We start from the raw sequence: 20,056 nt of genomic DNA on the forward strand, positions 1-20,056 counted from the left end.
CATAAAACCATTCACACCTTTAGACGAAAAATTTCCGTTTGACCGCCAACTCGGTATTGCGGCCGCACCTCTCGTGCTAATCAACTTATTACGGTCATCGATCCCGCCGACAAAGCGGGCTTTCTGGACGCTTTCCGGGCGGCTGCAGAAGTCATAACGAAGGCATCGGGCTTCATTTCCATGCAACTACATCGGGCGACGGCGATAGCCCGACTTACCTGAACTATGTAGTGTGGGAATCCACCGAAGCAGTCCGCGCCGCCTTTGCTGATCCCGGGTTTCTCGCGAAATTTCCGGCTTATCCTTCATCCGTCGTGACCAGCCCGCACCTGTTCCAGAAGATCGCCGTTCGCGGATTCTGCACTGCCTGACCCCGGAAATATGGCAAGTCGTGACGGCGGGAATCTTCGCCAGCAGTCGATGCGGGTTTGAGAGCATAGATTCTTCTCCAGTTGTATCGTCGCCTTCGCTGAGATTGGTTTAGATCAGAGAGGTGGAATACATATCGTCGAGTTTGACGGAGTGGCAGGAGCGCTGATCGCTCGACTTGCGGCGCCAGAGACGATCATACGCGGGTCTGGTGTCTTATCTCTGATATTGAGTATCGTCATATTTGAGTCGCTGCAGATTTGACGCACATGAATGCGCCAATTCATCGTCCGCTCCTCGCTCACAGCAGTCGCTCCTAAAGGTTTTCCATATAATAAAACGCTTTCATTAACTCATCTTCTGTAAGCGGCGATATCAAACTCGCCCCTGTATCTTTCTCAATCTTCATCAATAGCTCGCTGCGGGTTATGCCCAATCTATTCGCAACATGGTTAGCGCAACTCCTTGCATGTGACGCTCTATGCGCAAGAAGGCCTTCTGCGGCCAGAACTTTTCTTCTTGATGACGAATGTGACATTGATTCCTCCTTTAGCCTAAACCACTCCCCGTAAAAGCATTATGCGATACAAAAAAACGATGTTCTCGCTAGCTTTAATCAGGAAACATCGTAAGCGCAAATTCGTAAACCACAATAGCTGAAGTGCCCGCTTCTCGCTCACAGCTGCCCGTCATCCCAGCTCAAAAACAGGCTTAACGTAGGATCATTTCCGTTTTCCATGCGGACTCCTTTTTTTCTGTTAGTTAGCTACTCTCAGCGTTGCGGTAATCTTTTTTGGGCTCATGTGTTTTCCGGGTAGTGAGGCTGATTGCCGGATCGGGCGTCCGGGCGGGCTGTCATGCTTCGCACAGAGCCAGCTCGCTGTCTCTGCCCGCACCCTCCGGGAGCGGGTTTCCACCCCTGACGCGACGTCAATAACACGGCTTGCTCCGACCGTTCCGGTCAGGCCGCCTCAACCGCACCGGCGGTAAAGCCGCCGCTGCTCCTCTGACCGGACCACGATTCGCCAGCGGTGATTCACGTTCCGGCGTGTGTGCATCCTCCCGCCCTCCGGCGAACCACCTCCCGTGGGTTCTGCGCGGAGGGCGTAGTCGTAGCACCGGCTGGTCACACCGCAAGGGGTGAAATGCACGCCGCCATAAACTTTTTGCAGGCAAAAACTTTCCGTCGTCGCCCCTTGCGCTGCTCCCTGTCGCCGTTGCTCCTCTGCCCTTGCCGCGAAGAACTCACCGGGAGATGGAAACATCACCAGACAAGGAGAAAACCAGAATGCACACACAGAACGTCAAAACCGCCGCTTCAGAATCTACCGGAAGATGGGGTACAGACCCGAAAAGCCGTCTTGAATGCGTTATCGCAGAACAGCGCTCTTACCTGCTGGAACTTTGCCAGGTCTGGAACCTGCAGCTTTCAGAAAGCGACGAGGCGGAAGAGGTCTGCAACATCCTGTGCGCCATGAGCAAAAACGTCTGGAATGAAGCCGTGATGGACTGGCACACCGACAAACCGCTCCTCTCATTCCACGTCGTCCAGCCGTGGCTACAGGCGAAGGCTCAGGCCGTTCGGTTGTACGGTGAAACAGGAAAGGCGGCATGGGCATATGCGAACAAGAGCCTGAAAGACTGTATGGCCTTTGAATACGCCATGCTCACGCAGTAACCACCCTTTAATTTCAACCGTGGCGGCAGAGGATGCCGCCAGCGACAACGGAGAAACATCATGAACATCAATACCGGTAATACCAGCAGCACGTTCAGCTTCGACGAATGGGAGAAAAGCGCGCTCATCGAGCTTGGAACACTGCAAAACCGCGTCAGTAAAGCCCTGCTGAAGTATCAGGGGAGCGCAGATACAGCGGCGCTGGGCGAGTCTGCAGGGCGCTATATGAAGGAACTCAGAACCGCAGTGACGCACATCATCAAAGCCACGCCAGCCATTCAGCAAAAAGTCGACGAGATTGCTGACATGCTGCACCTGATGGCGCACTTTTCCGGCATCACGTTCGACGAATAACCACCACGGCGAAACATAAGCGCCACTTACCAAAGGAGACATAACCATGCATTTACATCTGACAGAATCCTGCGCTGAATCCGGCATTCACGCAACCGCTGAGGCCGAGCGCGCGTACTGGCTGAGCCGCGAAAGATCATACGTTACCGCGCCCGTTGAAATCGACGTCACCGCGTTTCATGAGGCGGCGGGACGCATGTACCCGATGAACTGGCAGTGCAACACGGCGCAGGACACGGAAACCTTCATGCTTCAGGAGATGATTTGCGGGAACGTCACGGAAATCTATGTGCGCTGCGGTCTGCGCTACTTCCGTATGCAGGACTACAGCAACAGGAACCACGCCGACATCGTGCGGAAAGTTAAGGAGGTGTTCAGCCCGAAAACCACAGGCCAGAAATGAAAAAGGCAGACTTTCGTCTGCCATATCCCGCCGGATTCCACGCCGCTAAACGATGAATCCGGCCTCAACTAAAAGGAAACATCTATGAATCATTTCAGTAGAGCGTCGATTGTCACACCGACCGCCCTTTATGTCCAGATCTGCGCGGCAGAAAATCAGACCGTGAAAAAGCAGGTGCGGATTAAGCGCGAGGAGATCGCGCCGGAGGATCTCAGCATCGAAATGCGGGCGCTGGGCAGGCATATCGCAAAATGCCGCAGAAAGGGGCGCGCCGTTCGTATTCCTGCCATGCGCGGGAGCGAATGGGGGCAGGTGTTACGCACGCTCGAACTGACTCGGGCATGTAACTGACGAAGGAGCCGCCCCGCAGGGGCGGCATTTAAGGAGGAACTATGTCTCAACTCAGTTTTGCCAGCTTCTTTGACCAGGCGAAAGAGGCCGCACCCGTCATTCCCGTTAAGCCCGCATTGCCCGCCGTGAACGTGCAGGCAATACCGCACCGTATGATGGCCATCGAGGACGCCCGCCGCCAGTTTGTCACCGTGTTTATGGACACCGCCCGTAATTTACGCCGCTGGGAGGTGTTCAGCGATTTCATCACGCTGGCGGCCAGCGAGCTTGATATGGCGTGGATCAGAACGCCGGAGAACATAGAGCGCAGCCGTGAAATCTGCGCGAAGTACGACGAAAGCGATATCAGCAACTTTCACGCGCTTTTCAGCCTGATGGTCTGCGCGCTGGAGGCGAAATTCCATGACTTTCTCGGCGCGATCTTCATGGAACTGGAGCTGGGCGACGACCGGAACGGGCAGTATTTCACGCCCTATAACGTCCAGTCACTGCTGGCGAAGCTGCTGAGGCCGGACGTTGACGAGACGATACGCCGTGAAGGGTTTGTGACGGTGAGCGATCCGGCAAGCGGCGCGGCAGGGATGATTGTGGCGTATGCGGAATATCTGCTTGAAGCGGGCTACAACCCCTCTGAGCAAATGTTTGGTAGCTGCATCGATATCGACCCGATCGCTGCTGATATGGCGTTTATCCAGCTTTCCCTGCTGGGTATTCCCGCCGAGGTGGTTACGGGCAATACGCTCACAATGCAGCTTCACAGGGTGCGATATACGCCGGTGTATTATATCAACAACTTTGAGAAGCGCCTGGACGATCAGCGCCGTGTAGCTGCCATGCGCAAATTTTTGCAGGGACTTACGCAGGCCGCTTAACCGTATGCAGGGCAGGGGATAACCCTGCCTTTTGCGCCGCGAAAACATCACGCCCCTGCGGGGCGAACGAAAAGGGCTGCGCTGACGCGCCGCCCTTCTGCGTTCTGCGTGTACTGTTTGGCTCTTTTTTCAATTCTGGTTCTCTCTGGTATCTCATCTGCCTGCTGTTCTTCTCTGTGCTCTTTCTTCTGCTGTATCTCCTGAAGGACAAAACAGGCAGGACCATGGCCCCCTTCGGCTCCCCGTCCGTTCCGGCCGGGTCGTCGAGCCCAACTATGCCAGACAGCTGCTTGCGCACCCGTCAGGCTCCGCCGAACCCCTGCGGGTTTCGGGCTGGCGCTATGGTCTGATGGCTGACGTCAAGGGCGCGCTTGCTGTGTCCCTGTCAGGACACGCCGCTTAAACCGTGATATACATCACATTTCCATCACTTTAATGACCGGAATGACGCTTCGCCGATGGCAAATCTTCATTCCGGAACGTGCGCATTTTCCTGTCTGAAATCGTCCGGCTTCATCAATTCGCGGAGGGCTGCTTTTAGCAACATTCCCTTTTTAAATACAGGGGTAAATAAACGCTTCGCGCCCCTGGATTTAAAAATTGCCTGTTGCTCATTGCCCTTCGCCGCTCAGTGATGAAGTCGAACATTAATTATTCAGACAGGGAGAATGTAAAATGCGCACGAAAAACGTCAACACCGCCACTAATGAATCAGCCGAACATTTTTATCAGGAATTTACGGAAAGCTGCCGTGTGGTTCAGCCAAAAACAAAGTTAAAAGTTGTTCCGTTTCTGTTCTGCTCGCCAGCAGGTGACACACTGGTTGCTGACTGGTTACGCCGTCATTCTGATTATGACGGCGGAAACTGGGATTATTTTCTCATCCCAAAAGGCTTGCAGGGAAAAATTGCGGCGGACACGATAATCAGCACGCAGGTGATCACGGGATTTATTGCTCCCGCCGGAGAGTTGAACTTTAAACTGGATATCCCCGGAAACTATTTCAGCGCTGAAGTCAGTGCTCAGGCTGCGGGTATCATTGCCACGCTGATGGTAATGAATCAGCTGTCATGGAAATTGTCAGAAATGGGACCGACCTGTTCAGAGATGTGTGATGGGTTAATTGCCCGTCAGGATGCCATCAAGGATTACATCAGTATAATTAAACACCCTCAGCGTGCTTTAATCTGGCGTGCAATTGACTGACCGTTAAGAAGTAAAAAAAGGCTCATAAATGAGCCTTTTTTTACTTCTTAACGATGGCACCGGATTTTTTACTCTCCTTGATGGCCCTGTACGTTGCCTCAATTTTACGGGCGTATTCATATCTCCTCTGAGCCTGCTTATCTGTTTTTCTGAAACCTGCATTATATGCGCCCACTGCCTGCCAGCTAACTCCCCACTTCCTGAATGCAATCGCGAGATAGTAGGCTCCTGTGTAGATATTCATACAGGGGTCAGAAAGCAGGTGCTCGGGTTTTATTCCGTAACGGGCCAGTTCGCTGAAGTGCTGGGAGTCCACCTGCATGAGTCCGGAGCCAAACCCCGAAACAGGATTGTATCCTTTAACATCAGTGCGGAAATTTGATTCATTCCAGGATATTGCACGCAGCAAATCCGGATCAATTCTGTAATCCTTCCCCGCCATGTCGAAACAGTCTGCGGCATTGAGCGTGCCAGATATAATCAGCGATATAACAATAGTGACGATCCGTTTCATTTCTTCCTCCGGGCACGATGCCGGAAATACGTTAATCCATCCCGGAGCCGTATTCAACTAATATGCACTCCTCACCACAAAATCACCACACCCCACGCAAAACGTACTTTTTGCTGATTGGCTATTCAGTTCAGTAACTTAGCGTTTGAATAATTTGAAATAATTTATTTTAAATTACTAATCAGGTTCACTTGTGACTACTGTATGAATCTCTGGAGATCCGTCAACGATTCATATACGATTCACAATATTGTTTTCATGAAGTTAGGTAATAGTGATTCGCCGGCAATCTGCCATGTGAATCGCCGACGATTCGTTATAAAACTACTGGATGAATCGCAGGCAATCCGCCTGAGCTTTGTCGGTTAAACGGCGCTGTTCAGGAGTCGAAAAGTTATTCTTCCACAGCATAATAAAAGGATCTAAGTTATGGCAAAAATACAGGCATACGTAAGCGATGACGTGGTCAATAAAATAAACGCAATTGTCGAACAGCGGCGGGCAGAGGGTGCCAGAAAAGAGGATGTGAGCAGTTCCAGCGTTATCTCAATGCTCGTTGAGCTGGGGCTGAGGGTTTATGAGGCGCAGATGGAGCGCAAGGAGTCTCCGTTCAATCAGATGCTTTTCAATAAAACGATTCTCGCAGCTGTCCTTAAATCACAGTTTATTACCAGCAAGCTGCTGGCAATGGAATCCTTGAGTCCTCATCTGACCGGGTACGAAAAGTTTGAGTTCAGGTCGATGGTGCAGAACATACGTGAAGATGTTCAGGCGATAGTAAATAACTTCTTTCCGGAAAATGATGCAAATTCCGAAAATGATTAACTATAAAACTGAAATAAAAAAATATATTGATCTGCGATTTTCTAATGACAATAACCGAAGGTAAAGGTATATTTTAAGTGTGACTTAACTAAAATTTGATGCGGCAATTATTGCCGATTCGCTGGTAAGGAGGGATTAGGCCCCTCCTTACCAGCTACCCACAAAACCTTCTAAGGAGGCTCTATGAGTGCGCGCGATCCTAATGTTCCTGCCCAAGTAAGTCAATCACTAGATCTTGATAATGCCATTAAGCTCGTAGATAGGCTTTACTGTAACTCTCAACTTCCTGTCTGTATCCGCAATCAGTTCCGCGAAGTAATTTATAAAAATGATGCATTTCACCATTTCTTTCATCCGGCATCTAAGGATTATGCGGGATTTAGCTTTGATAAAGATGAGATTGAACTTGAGTTATCAAGTATAGAACTTGAATCGTTCATGATGGGACCCGGCACTGCAATCTGTCGAACCTTTAGCTTTAAAGGCGAGTATTACCAGTTGCGCATAGAAATACGTGTTATTGATAATGCACTGTTCGCTGTGTGGTTTATAAATTACTTTCCAGACTATAAAGCACTTTTCAAAGTGAGAGATGTTATAACATATAATGGCTTCAATTTGGATGCTTTTCTTAGTGAGTTAACAACGAGGCAAATGGTTACCTTATCATTTTATATGATAGGCTTTCATGTCAATACGATATCTAAAGCGCTTGGAGTATCTGAAGCAGCAGTTTCTAATCGTATGTCAAGTGTTAAAAATAAACTGAAAACCAGTTTTATCGATTTTGACGAATTCAGGATTTATTGTCTTAAAGAAAATGCATATTTCAAAATGGTAAAGGTTGTTTTAAAAATACTTAATGTTAATAGATCGTTAAATAAGTAGTGTATAAATCTCGGTATTGCTTAAATTGGAATTGCCATGGCAGGATTGCTTCACGGAATTCTTAACAAAGGGATTAATATGATTCGACGCCAAAGGCTCCGAGGTCCAAACATAACCATGTCTATTTATCTGGACCCCGATACAGACCTTCGACTCCTTAAGGCAAAAGACAGAAGTGGTCGTTCAAAGTCGCAGGAAGCTCTGCTGAGGCTTCGTGACCACCTGGAGAAATACCCTGACTTCTATAACTCTGAAATGGCGGAGGTGATACCTAATAATTTAAGTAAACATAGTGATGAGTAACTTAAGATTTTTCCAGTAATAAATGTTTGATTAAAGGACTAATGAAATGACTGATGTATCTGTAATGAATGACGTAACTTCTGCTCCGGCTAAAAAGAAATTCAGCAAGCTGGGTTTCCTTAAGGCACTGAAAGTTGCGCTGCCCGTTGCTGCTGTCGCGGCATTCTTCCCTGAAACCGTACTGGCTGCCTCCACGGGTAAAGATCTGATGGCGAGTGGTGACGATACCGTTAAGGGCACCTTCGGTAAGGACTCCAGCGTCGTCAAATGGGTGATCCTCGCCGAGGTACTCGTCGGGGCCGTCATGTATATGACCACCAAGAACCTGAAGTTCCTTGCTGGCTTCGCAATTCTGTCGGTGTTCGTGACGGTTGGTATGTCCGTTGCCGGATATTAATCCCCCTCACGGGTTAGTACTGATCTCCATTTAATACCTGAAAAAGTATTTATGGGCGCATCGCGCTCAGGGGATTGCTTTGCCCTGAAAACGGCTGGCGGCTTATTTTGCTGCCAGCCGACATGCGGACTGAAATATGGCTGACGACTCTCTCAAAAAATACCGATTTCCGGAAACGCTGACCAACCAGAGCCGCTGGTTTGGCCTGCCCGTGGACGAGCTGATCCCTGCCGCCGTGTGTATCGGCTGGGGTTTCTGGACCCAGCACTACATCCCCGGAATTATTGCGGCGGTGCTGGCGTATCTCGCAATAAAAAAACTCAAGAAAGGGCGGGGAAGCGCCTGGCTGCGCGACCTCGTGTACTGGTATATGCCGACCGCGTTGCTGCGGGGAATATTTCACGACGTCCCGGACTCCTGCTACCGCCAGTGGATTAAATAAACGGAACCGAATACATGGAACATGGAGCTCGCCTTAGTACCCAGCGCGTAATTGCCATCGGTTTTATTTCGATGGGCACGCTGCTGCTTCTGAGCAGCATCACGAACGTTATTCAGGGCGTGAATAACTACCGCCTGCAAAACGAACAAAAAACGGTGGTCACACCGATGCTGTTTCGCGCGCCGTTCGCGGTGTCGCAGAACCAGTCGGATGCCTCCTATCTGCAACAGCTGGCGCTCTCGCTTATTGCCCTGCGACTGAACGTGACGCCGGAAACCGTCAACGCGTCTCACGAGCAGCTGCTCACCTACGTTCGTCCCGCCGCGCAGAACGATCTGAAAATCAAGCTTGCCGGGGATGCGAAGCGCATCAAGGACAACAACGTTAACTCCGCCTTCTACATGACCAGCGTGCAGGTGTATCCCGCCATCAGCCGCGTGGAGGTGCGCGGACAGCTGAAAACCTGGATAGGCGACTCTAAACCCTATCCGGACATGAAGCATTACGTGCTCACGTTTGAGCGCGAGGACGGCATCAGCTGGCTCAGCCATTTTGGAGAAATCACCGATGAGAAGAAATAAGCGCCACAGCCTGCCCGCGCTGTTGCTTTTCGTTTGTGGCCACGGCATCGCAGCGCCTCAGGCGCAGACCGCGACGGTGGTACCGCTCTCCAACGGCGGTCAGGCCAGCATCGCGCTGAGCAATACCGATCCCAACCTCTTCACCGTGGCGGGCGATCGCGTCACGGCCCTCACCAGCCTCGACGGCGAGCTGACCCGCCAGGAGCAGACGGCCAGCGGTGGCGTTATTGTCAGCACCCTGAACAAGAAACCGTTCACCTTCATCCTTGAGACCGAGCGGGGCCTGAACTTCTCAGTGCGTGCCGTACCGCGTGCGGGTGCGGGCAGAACGGTGCGCCTGGTCAGCGAGCTGTCCGGTACGGGAGAGGCGGCACGGAGCTGGGAGGAATCCTCACCGTATGAGGCCACGCTGGTCTCCCTCAGCCAGCACCTGCTGGGCGGCAGACTGCCGGAAGGGTGGTACGAGCTTCCCGTTACCCGCGAGTCGCTGACGCCGCCGCCGGGCCTGCTGGCCAGCGCCGAGCGCGTCTGGGTCGGCAACCATCTGAAGGTGGTGCGCTACCGCGTCACTAACCGGAGCTCTGAGGTTCGTCGCGTATCTGAAAGCGATTTCTGGCAGAACGGTATCCGCGCGGTGCTCTTTGCCGAACCGGCCCGCAGCCTCATGGCTGGCGGCGCGATGCAGGTGTACATCATCAGCAGCGGGGAGGCGAACCATGGCCAGCATTAACGCCGTTGTGAAGCGCAAGCAGTTCCTCTGGCTGGGCATCGTGCTGGCCAGCGTCGGCGTGGTGGGCGGGGGCGGCTGGTATCTGGCTGACGCCCGCTATGACGGCGCCTCTGCCGCGCAGGGAGAAAACGAGCCTGCTCCTGATATGACGGGCGTGGTCGACAGCACCTTTGACGCGAAGGTGCAGCAGCACGCCACCACGGAGATGCAGGCCACCGCGTCTGATATGAAAAAACACTACGAAGAGATGCGTCGCGAGCTGGATCTGCTCAGCAAGGGGCAGGCGAGCTACCAGCGTCAGATAGACAAGCTGACCCAGGATAACGCGGCGCTTACCGCGCAGGTCAGCGCGCTGGGCGTTAACCCCGTAACTACATCGGGCGAACCCGCGCCGCAGCCGCTGGTGCCCGCACCAGGTCCGGAGGGGGAACCTCAGCCTGTGTCCTTCCCGCCGCAGACGCAGGCGGGTGCAGTGCCTCCGCCGACCGCGTTCTATCCGGGTAACGGCGTGACGCCGCCGCCTCAGGTGCAGTACCAGCCCATTCCGGTCCCTAACCAGCTGCGCCGCCAGAGCTTTGTCCGCGAGGATAAAAAGGGCCCCTCCCTGCCGTACATCCCGTCCGGCAGCTTTGCCAGGTCCATGCTGATCGAGGGCGCTGACGCCAACGCGTCCGTAACCGGCAACGAGTCCACCGTGCCGATGCAGCTGCGCATTACGGGCCGCGTCGAAATGCCCAACAGCAAAAGCTACGACCTGACCGGCTGCTTTATCGGTCTTGAGGCCTGGGGCGACGTGTCCAGCGAGCGCGCCATCGTGCGCACCCGCAACATCAGCTGCCTGAAAAACGGCGTCACCATCGACCAGCCGATCAGGGGGCACGTCAGCTTCATGGGCAAGAACGGCATCAAGGGTGAGGTGGTCATGCGCAACGGCAAAATTCTGGGCTGGGCGTGGGGCGCGGGCTTCGTTGACGGCATCGGGCAGGGCGTGCAGAGCGCCTCCCAGCCGTCGGTCGGTCTGGGTGCCACCGCCTCGCTGGGCGCGGGTGACGTCATGAATATGGGGATTGGTGGCGGTGCCTCCAAAGCGGCCCAGACCCTCAGCGATTACTACATCAAGCGTGCCGAGCAGTATCACCCGGTCATACCGATCGGGGCAGGCAATGAGGTGACAGTTGTTTTCCAGGATGGCTTCCAGCTGAAGACTATCGAGGAGCTTGCGCAGGAGCAGGAGAAGAGCAGGAGCAGTGCCGGAGCTGCTGACAGCAGCCCCGTGCCTGCGCCATCCCTTCCGCAGGGCAACCTCAATGGCTTCAGCACCGATCAGATGCTGAACCAGCTGGGCAAGCTTAACAAGAATCAGTTTATGCCGGACTCCGGCTCTCAGTAACGCACGCAAAGGAACCGCTTATGAACAGGACTTTCCCTTTCGCACTCTCCCTGGCCAGCGTCCTGATGCTGTCCGGCTGTGCCGGTACGGCCAGCGATTTTGAATGTAACGCCACCACGTCCGACACCTGCATGACCATTGAGCAGGCCAACGAGAAGGCCAAACGCCTTGAGGAAAGCGCGGTAAAGCCGGATGCGGCCTCGCTGCCACGCCTGGCTGAGGGCAACTTCCGCACGGCCTCCGCGCAGCCGCTGACGCCGCCTCCGGTACCTGCACTGTCCGTTGCGTCGCGAAGCGCACCGTCCGGCGGATCTCACTTCGTCGCGAATCCGTTTGCGCACTCTGCTGACGTGAAGCCCGCGAGTAAGACCGCCCCCGTCGTGGCACCGCAGCCGACGTACGAGTCCATCGTTGACCCGCGTCCGCTGCGCCTGGGCGAGAAGACAGCCGGACTGTGGATAGCCCCCTATATCGACACCCGGGACGTGTATCACCAGCCGGGCCGCGTGTTCTTTGTGGTTAAACCGTCCGCCTGGGGTAAGCCCCGCGTTAACTGAGTTTCTTCCCGCCGCCCGACGTGGCGGCTTTTTATCAACAATCCGTCGTTATCACGCGTGCCCTGAAACGTGAAAAGGGATGGGCGGTAGCGTGTCAGCAGCGGCTTGAGTTTCAGTCAAAACAGTATCAGAGGTGGGGATGAACATGAGTAGTGCCGAAAAGGGAAATTTTATGGTTGTGGGCAGTACAGGCGGCGGCAAGACAACGCTCTGTTATGAGGTGCTGAGGAAACGTCTTTCAAGGAAACAGCGCACCGACTGGCTACGCCTGCGAAACGTTGTTCAAAAAAACAGGGAAGACAAGTCATGAGCAACCCTCTGGATACCGTTACACGCACGGTCAACGCGCTGCTGACTGCGCTGAAGATGCCCGATGAGTCCTCTGAAGCCAATGACGTCCTTGGTCAGATGCGCTTCCCGCAGTTCAGCCGCCTGCTGCCGTACCGCGACTACGACGCCGAAACGGGCCTCTTCATGAACGAGAAGACGATGGGCTTCATGCTGGAGGCGCAGCCCATCAACGGGGCCAACGAAACCATCGTTTCGTCGCTGGAAAACCTGATGCGCACCAAACTTCCCCGCGAGGTGCCGGTGGCCATTCACCTAGTCTCCAGCCACCTGGTCGGGCGCGACATCGAGTATGGCCTGCGCGAGCTCTCCTGGACGGGAGAACAGGCCGAGAAGTTTAACGCCATCACGCGCGCCTACTACCTGAAGGCCGCCGAGGAAGGTTTCCCGCTTCCCGATCACCTCAACCTGCCGCTGACGCTGCGCAACTACCGCGTCTATATCTCCTGCTGCGTGCCCCGCAAGCGCGGCAGCAAGGCCAGCGTAATGGAGATGGAGAACCAGGTGAAAATCATCCGCGCCTCGCTTCAGGGGGCGCAGATTTCCACCCGCAGCGTGGATGCTGACGCCTTTATCTGTATTGCCGGCGAGATGATCAACCACAATCCGGATGCGCTGTACCCGACGGCGCGCGAGCTCGATCCGCTCAAGGACCTGAACTACCAGTGCGTGGACGATACCTTTGACCTGAAGGTGAAGGCTGACCATATGACGCTGGGGCTGCGCGAGAACGGGCGCAACAGCACTGCGCGCATCATGAACTTCCAGCTGACCAAAAACCCGGAGATGGCCTTTCTGTGGAACATGGCCGACAACTACAGCAACCTGCTGAACCCGGAGCTGTCCGTCTCCTGCCCGTTTATCCTGACGCTGGTCCTCAGCGTCGAGGACCAGGTGAAGGCGCAGAACGAGGCCAACCTGAAGTTTATGGATCTCGAGAAGAAGTCCAAAACCAGCTACGCCAAGTTCTTCCCGGGTGTGGAACAGGAGGCGAAGGAGTGGGGCGATCTGCGCCAGCGCCTGTCGTCCGGCCAGTCCTCGCTGGTGAGCTATTTCCTCAACATGATCGTCTTCTGCCGGGATGACCAGGAGGTTGCCTTGAAGGTGGAGCAGGACGTCCTGAACAGTTTTCGCAAGAACGGCTTTGAGCTGATCTCCCCGCGCTTTAACCAGATGCGTAATTTCCTCGTGAATCTGCCGTTCATGGCGGGAGGCGGTCTCTTTAAGCAGCTGCGCGAGTCCGGCGTGGTGCAGCGCGCCGAGAGCTTTAACGTGGCGAATCTCGCGCCGGTGGTGGCCGACAGCCCACTCGCCACCTCCGGCCTGCTGGCACCGACCTACCGTAATCAGCTGGCGTTTATCGACCTGTTCAGCCGCGGCATGGGTAACACCAACTTTAACATGGCGGTATGCGGCACTTCTGGCGCCGGCAAGACCGGGCTTATTCAGCCCCTGATACGCAGCGTCATCGACTCCGGCGGCTTCGCCGTGGTGTTTGATATGGGCGACGGCTACAAGTCCCTGTGCGAGAACATGGGCGGGGTATACCTCGACGGCGAGACGCTGAAGTTTAACCCGTTTGCCAACATCACTGACGACACCATTGATGAGATGGCCGAGCGCCTGCGCGACCAGCTGTCGGTGATGGCCAGCCCCAACGGGAACCTGGACGAGGTGCACGAGGGCCTGCTGCTCAAGGCGGTGAAGGCCACCTGGCTTACGAAGAAAAACCAGTCTCGCATCGATGACGTGGTCGACTACCTGGTGATGGCCCGCGACAGCAGAGAGTATGAAGGCTCACCGACCATCCGCAGCCGCCTCGATGAGATGGTGGTGCTGCTGACCCAGTACACCCGCGACGGCGTCTACGGCAGCTACTTCAACTCCGATGAGCCGTCCCTGAGGGACGACGCCCGTATGGTGGTGCTGGAGCTGGGCGGACTGGAGGACAGGCCGTCCCTTCTGGTGGCCGTCATGTTCTCGCTCATTCTTTACATCGAGAACCGCATGTACCGTACGCCGCGCAGCCTGAAGAAGCTGAACGTGATCGACGAGGGCTGGCGTCTGCTGGACTTCAAAAACAACAAGGTCGGGGCGTTTATCGAGAAGGGCTACCGCACCGCGCGCCGCCATACCGGGTCGTATATCACCATCACGCAGAATATCGTCGACTTTGACTCGGATACGGCCTCCAGCGCCGCGCGCGCGGCATGGGGTAACTCGTCCTACAAAATTATCCTCAAGCAGTCGGCCAAGGAGTTCGCCAAGTACAACCAGCTGTACCCGGATCAGTACTCGCAGCTGCAACGCGACATGATTGCCCGCTTCGGCAGCGCAAAGGACAACTGGTTCAGCAGCTTCATGCTCTCCGTTGAGCACCTCACGTCCTGGCACCGCCTGTTCGTCGACCCGCTCAGCCGGGCAATGTACTCCTCGGACGGCCCCGACTTCGAGTTTGTACAGCAGCGACGGCGCGAGGGGGCAAGCATTCATGACGCAGTATGGGAGCTGGCCTGGAAAAAGTCCGGACCGGAAATGGCCTCGCTGGAGCGCTGGCTGGAAGAGCATGAAGGGAAGAAAATCCGATGAAAAAACGCACGTTACTCACCGCCTCGCTGATTGCCGGCACGCTGGTTGCCAGCGCGGGCATCAGCTGGCTGACCTGCCGCCTCAGCATGCCCGCCGTGGCCGCATTTGACATGAAGTCTACCGTGGATGCCTTCTTTGACAGCGCGAGCCGCCGCTCGCTCGACGAGGCGCAGACGAAGGCGCTCTCGGAGCGCTTTAACGCCTCACTGGAAGCCAGCCTGCGCAACTGGCAGGTACGTCACCGTGGACTCATCCTCGTTGCCCCTGCCGTGGTGCAGGGGGCACCGGACATCACGCGTGAAATCCAGACCGACGTGGCCCGCCGGATGAAGGAGGGGGCGTAATGCGCGCCCTTGCCCTGAGCATGATGCTGCTGAGTTCCGTTACTGCCGCGTCAGATCTCGGTACCTGGGGCGACCTGTGGCCGGTCGCGGAGCCGGACATGCTGATCGTGATTGAGCAGCGACTTCAGGCGCTACAGCAGTCCGGCGAGATGGATAAAAAGATGGGAGACTTTAAGGAGCGGGTGGTGCGCAACAGCCAGCGCCCGCCTCCCGTGGCGGGGATCACCCGCAGCGCCCGCCTCCCGTGGCGGGGATCACCCGCGCGGTGCGCTATGAGAAGCGCTGGTTTGATCCGAGCGTGCTGGTGGACAGGGATTTGGCTGACGGGCACGGCAACGTCTTTGCCCGCGCGGGCCAGGTGTTTAACCCGCTGGCGGTGGTGCCCTTTAACCAGACGCTGCTCTTTATCGACGGCGACGATCCTGACCAGCTGGCGTGGGTCCGGCGCCAGAAGCCCGCCACGCTGGTTTCGCGCATTATCCTGGTGCGCGGCAATATCCCGCAGACCTCGGAGGCGCTCGACAGCCGGATCTTCTTCGATCAGAACGGCGTGCTCACCGCGCGGTTCGGCATCAGCCAGGTTCCGGCCCGGGTGACAGCGGCACCGAGCGGGCTGCGCCTCCGGGTGGAGATTATCCCCCCGCTGCTGACGGAGCATGATGCGGGAGGCACGCCATGAGGACGCTGTTTACCGCACTCATCGGGCTGCTGCTCTGGGGTAACAGCCACTCTGCCTCGGCCGACGCGGCCTGTGACGGTAATTTCGTGAATCCGATCACCGATATCTGCTGGCGCTGCATGTTTCCGCTCTCGCTCGGCAGCACATCGGTGACGGGCGGCGACCTGCCGGATACGAAGAACCCCGGCAGCCCCATCCAGATCTGCCCGATGACGCCTGTGGCGCGAATTGGCCTGGCCATCGGGTACTGGGAGCCGATGGCGCTGACCGACGTGACCCGATCGCCGGGCTGCATGGTGAACCTCGGCGGCTTCTCCATCAACCTCGGCAAGATGGGGATGGGAACTGCGAAGAAAGAGGACAAGGCGGTGAACGGCGCGTTCTACCACGTCCACTGGTACAAGTACCCGCTGACGTACTGGCTGAACATTATCACCTGCGTGGGATGCCTTGAGGGCGGGGACCTCGATATTGGCTACCTGTCCGAGATTGACCCGACCTGGGGGGACAGTGCCCTGACCTCCATTCTCAATCCGGAAGCGGTCATCTTTGCCAACCCCATCGCGCAGGGAGCGTGTGCGGCCGACGCGATGGCCAGCGCGGCGAAAACCGCCATAGACACGCTGTTCTGGTGCGCAGGCTCTCAGGGGACGATGTATCCCTTCAACGGCTGGGTGAGCAACGAGTCCAGTCCCCTTCAGTCGTCGGTGCTGGTCAGCGAGCGCATGGCGTTCAAGCTGCACCGCCAGGGGCAAATCATGGAGAGCATCGGCGAGGACACGAAGGTCTGCAATGAGTATCCGTCGCCGATCATCCCCAAGACCCGCTGGCGCTACCAGATGGTGAACACCCATCCGGACGTTGCGCAGTGCCATCCCTTCGGTCGGACGGTGATGCGCTGGGAAGCGGGGCGAAACCCGCCGAACACGAAGAAAAACTACGGCTATCTGCTCTGGCGCAAGCGTAACTGCGTCTTCCTCTGAGAAAAGGACACCCTCATGAACATCAGGATCGTATCAGGATTACTGCTCATAATGCTCTGCGGCGCAGCGTCAGCAGACACCGGGTCAGATCGCGCGTTCATCCGCGACCAGGAAACCGTCAGCCAGCAGCTGCGGGCGCAGGACCACAGCGCGCTGCGTGACATGCTCTCACAGCAGGTGTGGCAGAACCCGCTCTCGGCAGAGGACACCCGCTTTATTGGCGGACTGAAGCAGCGCCAGCAGGAGGCTCAGCAGGACAAGCCGACGCACGGGGCGCTGTACTTTGTCTCCTTTGCCATTCCGGAGACCGGCCTGAAGCGCATGCTGACCGAGGCCCGCCGCTACGACATTCCCGCCGTGCTGCGCGGGATGGTCAACAACGATATGAAAGCCACCGCTGACGCGGTCATGTCGCTTGTCCAGGAAGGCAGCGCCTCCGGCGTGGCCATCGATCCCAACCGCTATCGTGAGTACGGCATCACCAGCGTGCCGTCCCTGGTGGTGTACTGCGAAAGTGGGCACGACGTCATCCGCGGCAACCTCCGCCTGAAGCAGGCGCTCGGGAAAGTGGCGGAACAGGGAGACTGCCGCGATGAGGCGCGGGCACTGCTGGCTAAGGGAGGCAACGCATGAAACGGCATGTACCGGTCGTCTCACTTTTAGCGCTCCTGGCTCTCACGTTCAGTGCTTACGCAAGAGCTGATGCGGACGCGCAGTATAAAGCCGGCTCCGACTTTGCAAAACAGATCAAGGGGCAGGGGGAAAGCAGCCTCAGTAACTTCAACCCGTCAGCCACGCTTCCGGGCTATACCGCCTCGCCTGCGGAGACAAAATACTACGGTGGCGTGACGGCAACCGGTGACGGGGCGCTGAAGGCAGATGCGGCCACCGGCTGGACCACCAATGAGGCCACGAAGGCGGTGACCGACGCCTTCATTAACAACCCGAAGGAGACTATCTCTCAGGACGCGCCGTTCATTACCGCCAGTAAGGACGTGCAGGGGCGCGCTGACAGCATCATCGGCCAGACCGGACAGCTACAGTGCAGCGCGCAGAACATCAGCCGCAGCGAATTCACCAACTATACCTGTGAGCGCGACCTGCTGGTTGAGCAGGCCTGTACGCGCACGGCCAGCATTACCGGCCACTATGAAGATACATCTGAAACAAAACAGATTGTTATCCAGTCTCAGAATATTTCGTTTGCTTCCTCCGAAGCGGGATACACAGGAACATGGACTGCGCCGGTGACAGGGAAGGTTGTTGCTGCAACAGCTACCTATTCCTGGAATAAACGTCTGGCGTTCAGTAATCCTAACTGGTTTATGCGAGTAACCACGCCTTTCGGGTTGATTTCCATGGATAACGATACCGGTAGCCTGGTGCTGAGTAGCGGTATGCAGCTGAAGAAAGGCGCTGGGATGGTGTTTTCCATTCGTACCAGGAGAAACAATCCCACTACAGATTCAATCTGGAAGCACAGCAATATGCGCTACAGCTTCACCGTTACGCTCCAGATTGAAATTCCCGCCAAAAAATGGGTACCAGACGTGGTCTGGAACGAATCCTGTCCGTTCAGCAAGAGCGAAGGTACGCTCAAAAAAACCGAGTGCATCTCGCCAGGCAGCACGAAAACGGTGGTCGTCGACGGCATAACCTATCCGGTGACGCAGGCCTGCTGGCAGTACCGCGACACGTACATGACCCAGGCCGCCGATAACGGCAGCTGCAAAACGTATACGGATAACGCCGCCTGCACGCTGGCCTCGCGCAGCTGCGCCTTCACGGCTGAAGACGGCAGCGGCTGCCTGCATGAATACGCCACGTACTCCTGCGAAACGCGCACCGCCGGCAAGGTCATGATATGCGGCGGAGACACGTTCTGCCTCGACGGCGAGTGCGACCGCGCGCAGCAGGGCAGCAACAACGACTTTGCGCCGGTGGTCTCGGCGCTCGCGGCCCTTGCCGCAGCGGGTAAGGATGCGGCTGCGATTAACAGCGTCAACGTCCGCGCCTTTACCGGCACCGCGAAGTTCTGTAAGAAGTTTGCGGCGGGCTTCAGCAACTGCTGCAAGGATTCCGGCTGGGGCCAGGACGTCGGCCTGGCCAGCTGTAGCAGTGACGAGAAGGCGCTCGGCAAGGCGAAGGAGAAAAAGCTGACGGTAAGCGTCGGGGAATTCTGCTCGAAGAAGGCCCTGGGCGTGTGTCTGGAGAAGAAGCGCAGCTACTGCCAGTTTGATTCAAAGCTTGCGCAGATTGTGCAGCAGCAGGGGCGCAACGGCCAGCTGCATATCGGGTTCGGCAGCGCCAGCAGCCCGGACTGCCGCGGCATCCCCCAGACCGAGTTACAGCAAATCAAATTCGACGCGCTGGACTTCACGAACTTCTACGAAGACCTGCAGAACAACCAGAACATCCCGGACAACGATGTCCTGACCCGGCGGGTGCAGGAAGAAATCGCCGCGCAGCTGAAGGCGCAATAAGGAGGTCCCATGAATAAACGCACGTTAATCAGCATTGCTGTGGGGCTGACGGCTGTGATGCCAGCCCTGACAGTGTCAGCAAACGACGCGGGATGGCAGTGGTACAACGAGAGCCAGAGGCGTCCTGATGCCGAATCCACGGTTACGCCGCCCGCCCCCGCACAGCAGGACATTATGGAAAAGCTCGCCACGCTCCAGCAGGCGACGAAGCGCGCCATGTACGAGGCCATTCTGTATCCGGGCGTGGAGAACTTCGTGCGGTACTTCCGGCTACAGAACTACTGGACACAGCAGGCCGGGCTGTTCTCGATGAGCGCCAAAAAGGCGATGCTTGAACATCCGGAGCTGGACTATAACCTCCAGCACAGCCACTACAACGGCACGGTTCGCAACCAGCTGGCCGCCGACTTTGCCGACCAGCGCCGCGCTATCGAGACCCTGGCGCAGCATTACGGCGTGATGTTCTTTTACCGCGGCCAGGATCCGATCGACGGCCAGCTGGCGCAGGTGATCAACAACTTCCGCGAGACCTATCACCTCAGCGTTATCCCGGTCTCGGTGGACGGCATCGTAAATCCGCTTTTGCCGGACACCCGTATTGACAGCGGGCAGGCGGCTCGCCTCGGCATCAGCCACTTCCCGGCCCTGATGCTGGCCGACCCGAAAAGCGGCACCGTCAAACCCGTTTCTTACGGATTTATCAGCCAGGACGACCTGGCGAAGCAGTTCCTCAACGTTTCAACCGATTTTGCCCCCAACTTTTAAAACAG

At 56.4% G+C, this 20,056-nt stretch carries 22 protein-coding genes and 1 pseudogene; 22 read left to right on the forward strand and 1 reads right to left on the reverse strand.

All coding sequences use genetic code 11. The annotated features are described in order from the left end of the window. Window positions 1-1,657: 1,657 nt before the first annotated feature. The 6 genes from IM300_RS15470 to IM300_RS15495 all read left to right on the forward strand — a co-directional run bounded on the left by IM300_RS15470 (window position 1,658) and on the right by IM300_RS15495 (window position 5,233). A complete protein-coding gene (locus IM300_RS15470; RefSeq protein ID WP_193037188.1) occupies window positions 1,658-2,047 on the forward strand; it encodes an ammonia monooxygenase in 390 nt (129 codons plus the stop codon). A gap of 60 nt (window positions 2,048-2,107) precedes the next feature. Then, complete coding sequence (locus tag IM300_RS15475; RefSeq protein ID WP_193037190.1) at window positions 2,108-2,401, forward strand: hypothetical protein; 294 nt, start codon at window positions 2,108-2,110, stop codon at window positions 2,399-2,401. A 46-nt stretch (window positions 2,402-2,447) separates the two neighbouring features. Further along, window positions 2,448-2,804, forward strand: coding sequence for a hypothetical protein (locus tag IM300_RS15480; protein ID WP_193037192.1), 357 nt, complete (start codon window positions 2,448-2,450; stop codon window positions 2,802-2,804). A gap of 84 nt (window positions 2,805-2,888) precedes the next feature. Next, complete coding sequence (locus IM300_RS15485; protein ID WP_193037193.1) at window positions 2,889-3,155, forward strand: hypothetical protein; 267 nt, start codon at window positions 2,889-2,891, stop codon at window positions 3,153-3,155. A 41-nt stretch (window positions 3,156-3,196) separates the two neighbouring features. After that, a complete protein-coding gene (locus IM300_RS15490; RefSeq protein ID WP_193037195.1) occupies window positions 3,197-4,027 on the forward strand; it encodes an N-6 DNA methylase in 831 nt (276 codons plus the stop codon). 675 nt (window positions 4,028-4,702) lie between these two features. Then, window positions 4,703-5,233: an antirestriction protein gene (locus IM300_RS15495; protein WP_193037197.1), complete on the forward strand. Its 531-nt coding sequence runs from the start codon at window positions 4,703-4,705 to the stop codon at window positions 5,231-5,233. Between the two features lie 40 nt (window positions 5,234-5,273). On the opposite strand, the gene IM300_RS15500 is transcribed toward IM300_RS15495, so the two are convergent. Next, window positions 5,274-5,747, reverse strand: a complete 474-nt coding sequence (locus IM300_RS15500) for a transglycosylase SLT domain-containing protein (RefSeq protein WP_193037199.1) — start codon at window positions 5,745-5,747, stop codon at window positions 5,274-5,276. 429 nt (window positions 5,748-6,176) lie between these two features. On the opposite strand from IM300_RS15500, the gene traM reads away from it, so the two are divergent. The 16 genes and pseudogenes from traM to traF all read left to right on the forward strand — a co-directional run bounded on the left by traM (window position 6,177) and on the right by traF (window position 20,051). Further along, entirely contained in the window at window positions 6,177-6,572 is a 396-nt protein-coding gene (traM, locus tag IM300_RS15505) for a conjugal transfer relaxosome DNA-binding protein TraM (RefSeq protein ID WP_193037201.1), read from the forward strand. Window positions 6,573-6,755: 183 nt separating this feature from the next. Further along, a complete protein-coding gene (locus IM300_RS15510) occupies window positions 6,756-7,460 on the forward strand; it encodes a LuxR C-terminal-related transcriptional regulator (protein WP_193037203.1) in 705 nt (234 codons plus the stop codon). 78 nt (window positions 7,461-7,538) lie between these two features. Then, complete coding sequence (locus tag IM300_RS15515; protein ID WP_046622499.1) at window positions 7,539-7,763, forward strand: TraY domain-containing protein; 225 nt, start codon at window positions 7,539-7,541, stop codon at window positions 7,761-7,763. Window positions 7,764-7,809: 46 nt separating this feature from the next. Further along, on the forward strand, window positions 7,810-8,160 hold the full coding sequence (gene traA, locus IM300_RS15520) for a type IV conjugative transfer system pilin TraA (protein WP_046622497.1): 351 nt from the start codon (window positions 7,810-7,812) through the stop codon (window positions 8,158-8,160). A 136-nt stretch (window positions 8,161-8,296) separates the two neighbouring features. After that, complete coding sequence (gene traL, locus IM300_RS15525; protein ID WP_063449767.1) at window positions 8,297-8,602, forward strand: type IV conjugative transfer system protein TraL; 306 nt, start codon at window positions 8,297-8,299, stop codon at window positions 8,600-8,602. 14 nt (window positions 8,603-8,616) lie between these two features. Next, the gene (gene traE, locus IM300_RS15530) at window positions 8,617-9,183 is read left to right on the forward strand and encodes a type IV conjugative transfer system protein TraE (RefSeq protein WP_193037205.1); all 567 of its coding nucleotides are present in this window, start codon (window positions 8,617-8,619) and stop codon (window positions 9,181-9,183) included. Then, entirely contained in the window at window positions 9,170-9,913 is a 744-nt protein-coding gene (traK, locus tag IM300_RS15535) for a type-F conjugative transfer system secretin TraK (protein WP_193037207.1), read from the forward strand. Before traE ends, traK begins: the two co-directional genes overlap by 14 nt. After that, on the forward strand, window positions 9,900-11,303 hold the full coding sequence (traB, locus tag IM300_RS15540; RefSeq protein ID WP_193037209.1) for an F-type conjugal transfer pilus assembly protein TraB: 1,404 nt from the start codon (window positions 9,900-9,902) through the stop codon (window positions 11,301-11,303). The genes traK and traB overlap by 14 nt, the downstream gene beginning before the upstream one ends. A gap of 20 nt (window positions 11,304-11,323) precedes the next feature. Further along, window positions 11,324-11,860 carry a type IV conjugative transfer system lipoprotein TraV gene (traV, locus tag IM300_RS15545; RefSeq protein ID WP_193037211.1) on the forward strand — a complete coding sequence of 179 codons (537 nt, stop codon included), beginning with the start codon at window positions 11,324-11,326 and terminating at the stop codon, window positions 11,858-11,860. Window positions 11,861-12,166: 306 nt separating this feature from the next. Further along, window positions 12,167-14,797, forward strand: coding sequence for a type IV secretion system protein TraC (traC, locus tag IM300_RS15550; protein WP_193037213.1), 2,631 nt, complete (start codon window positions 12,167-12,169; stop codon window positions 14,795-14,797). Then, on the forward strand, window positions 14,794-15,141 hold the full coding sequence (gene trbI, locus IM300_RS15555; protein WP_193037215.1) for a type-F conjugative transfer system protein TrbI: 348 nt from the start codon (window positions 14,794-14,796) through the stop codon (window positions 15,139-15,141). Before traC ends, trbI begins: the two co-directional genes overlap by 4 nt. Next, window positions 15,141-15,820: pseudogene (gene traW / locus IM300_RS15560) on the forward strand (type-F conjugative transfer system protein TraW). The gene trbI and the pseudogene traW overlap by 1 nt, the downstream one beginning before the upstream one ends. Further along, on the forward strand, window positions 15,817-16,803 hold the full coding sequence (traU, locus tag IM300_RS15565; protein WP_193037217.1) for a conjugal transfer pilus assembly protein TraU: 987 nt from the start codon (window positions 15,817-15,819) through the stop codon (window positions 16,801-16,803). Before traW ends, traU begins: the two are co-directional and overlap by 4 nt. A gap of 15 nt (window positions 16,804-16,818) precedes the next feature. Further along, a complete protein-coding gene (trbC, locus tag IM300_RS15570) occupies window positions 16,819-17,436 on the forward strand; it encodes a type-F conjugative transfer system pilin assembly protein TrbC (protein WP_193037219.1) in 618 nt (205 codons plus the stop codon). Continuing rightward, entirely contained in the window at window positions 17,433-19,286 is a 1,854-nt protein-coding gene (traN, locus tag IM300_RS15575; protein ID WP_193037221.1) for a type-F conjugative transfer system mating-pair stabilization protein TraN, read from the forward strand. Before trbC ends, traN begins: the two co-directional genes overlap by 4 nt. Window positions 19,287-19,295: 9 nt before the next feature. Continuing rightward, complete coding sequence (gene traF, locus IM300_RS15580; protein ID WP_063865636.1) at window positions 19,296-20,051, forward strand: type-F conjugative transfer system pilin assembly protein TraF; 756 nt, start codon at window positions 19,296-19,298, stop codon at window positions 20,049-20,051. Window positions 20,052-20,056 lie beyond the last annotated feature (5 nt).

The sequence above is a fragment of the Enterobacter cloacae complex sp. I2 genome (assembly GCF_014896205.1).
GTDB lineage: Bacteria > Pseudomonadota > Gammaproteobacteria > Enterobacterales > Enterobacteriaceae > Enterobacter > Enterobacter quasihormaechei.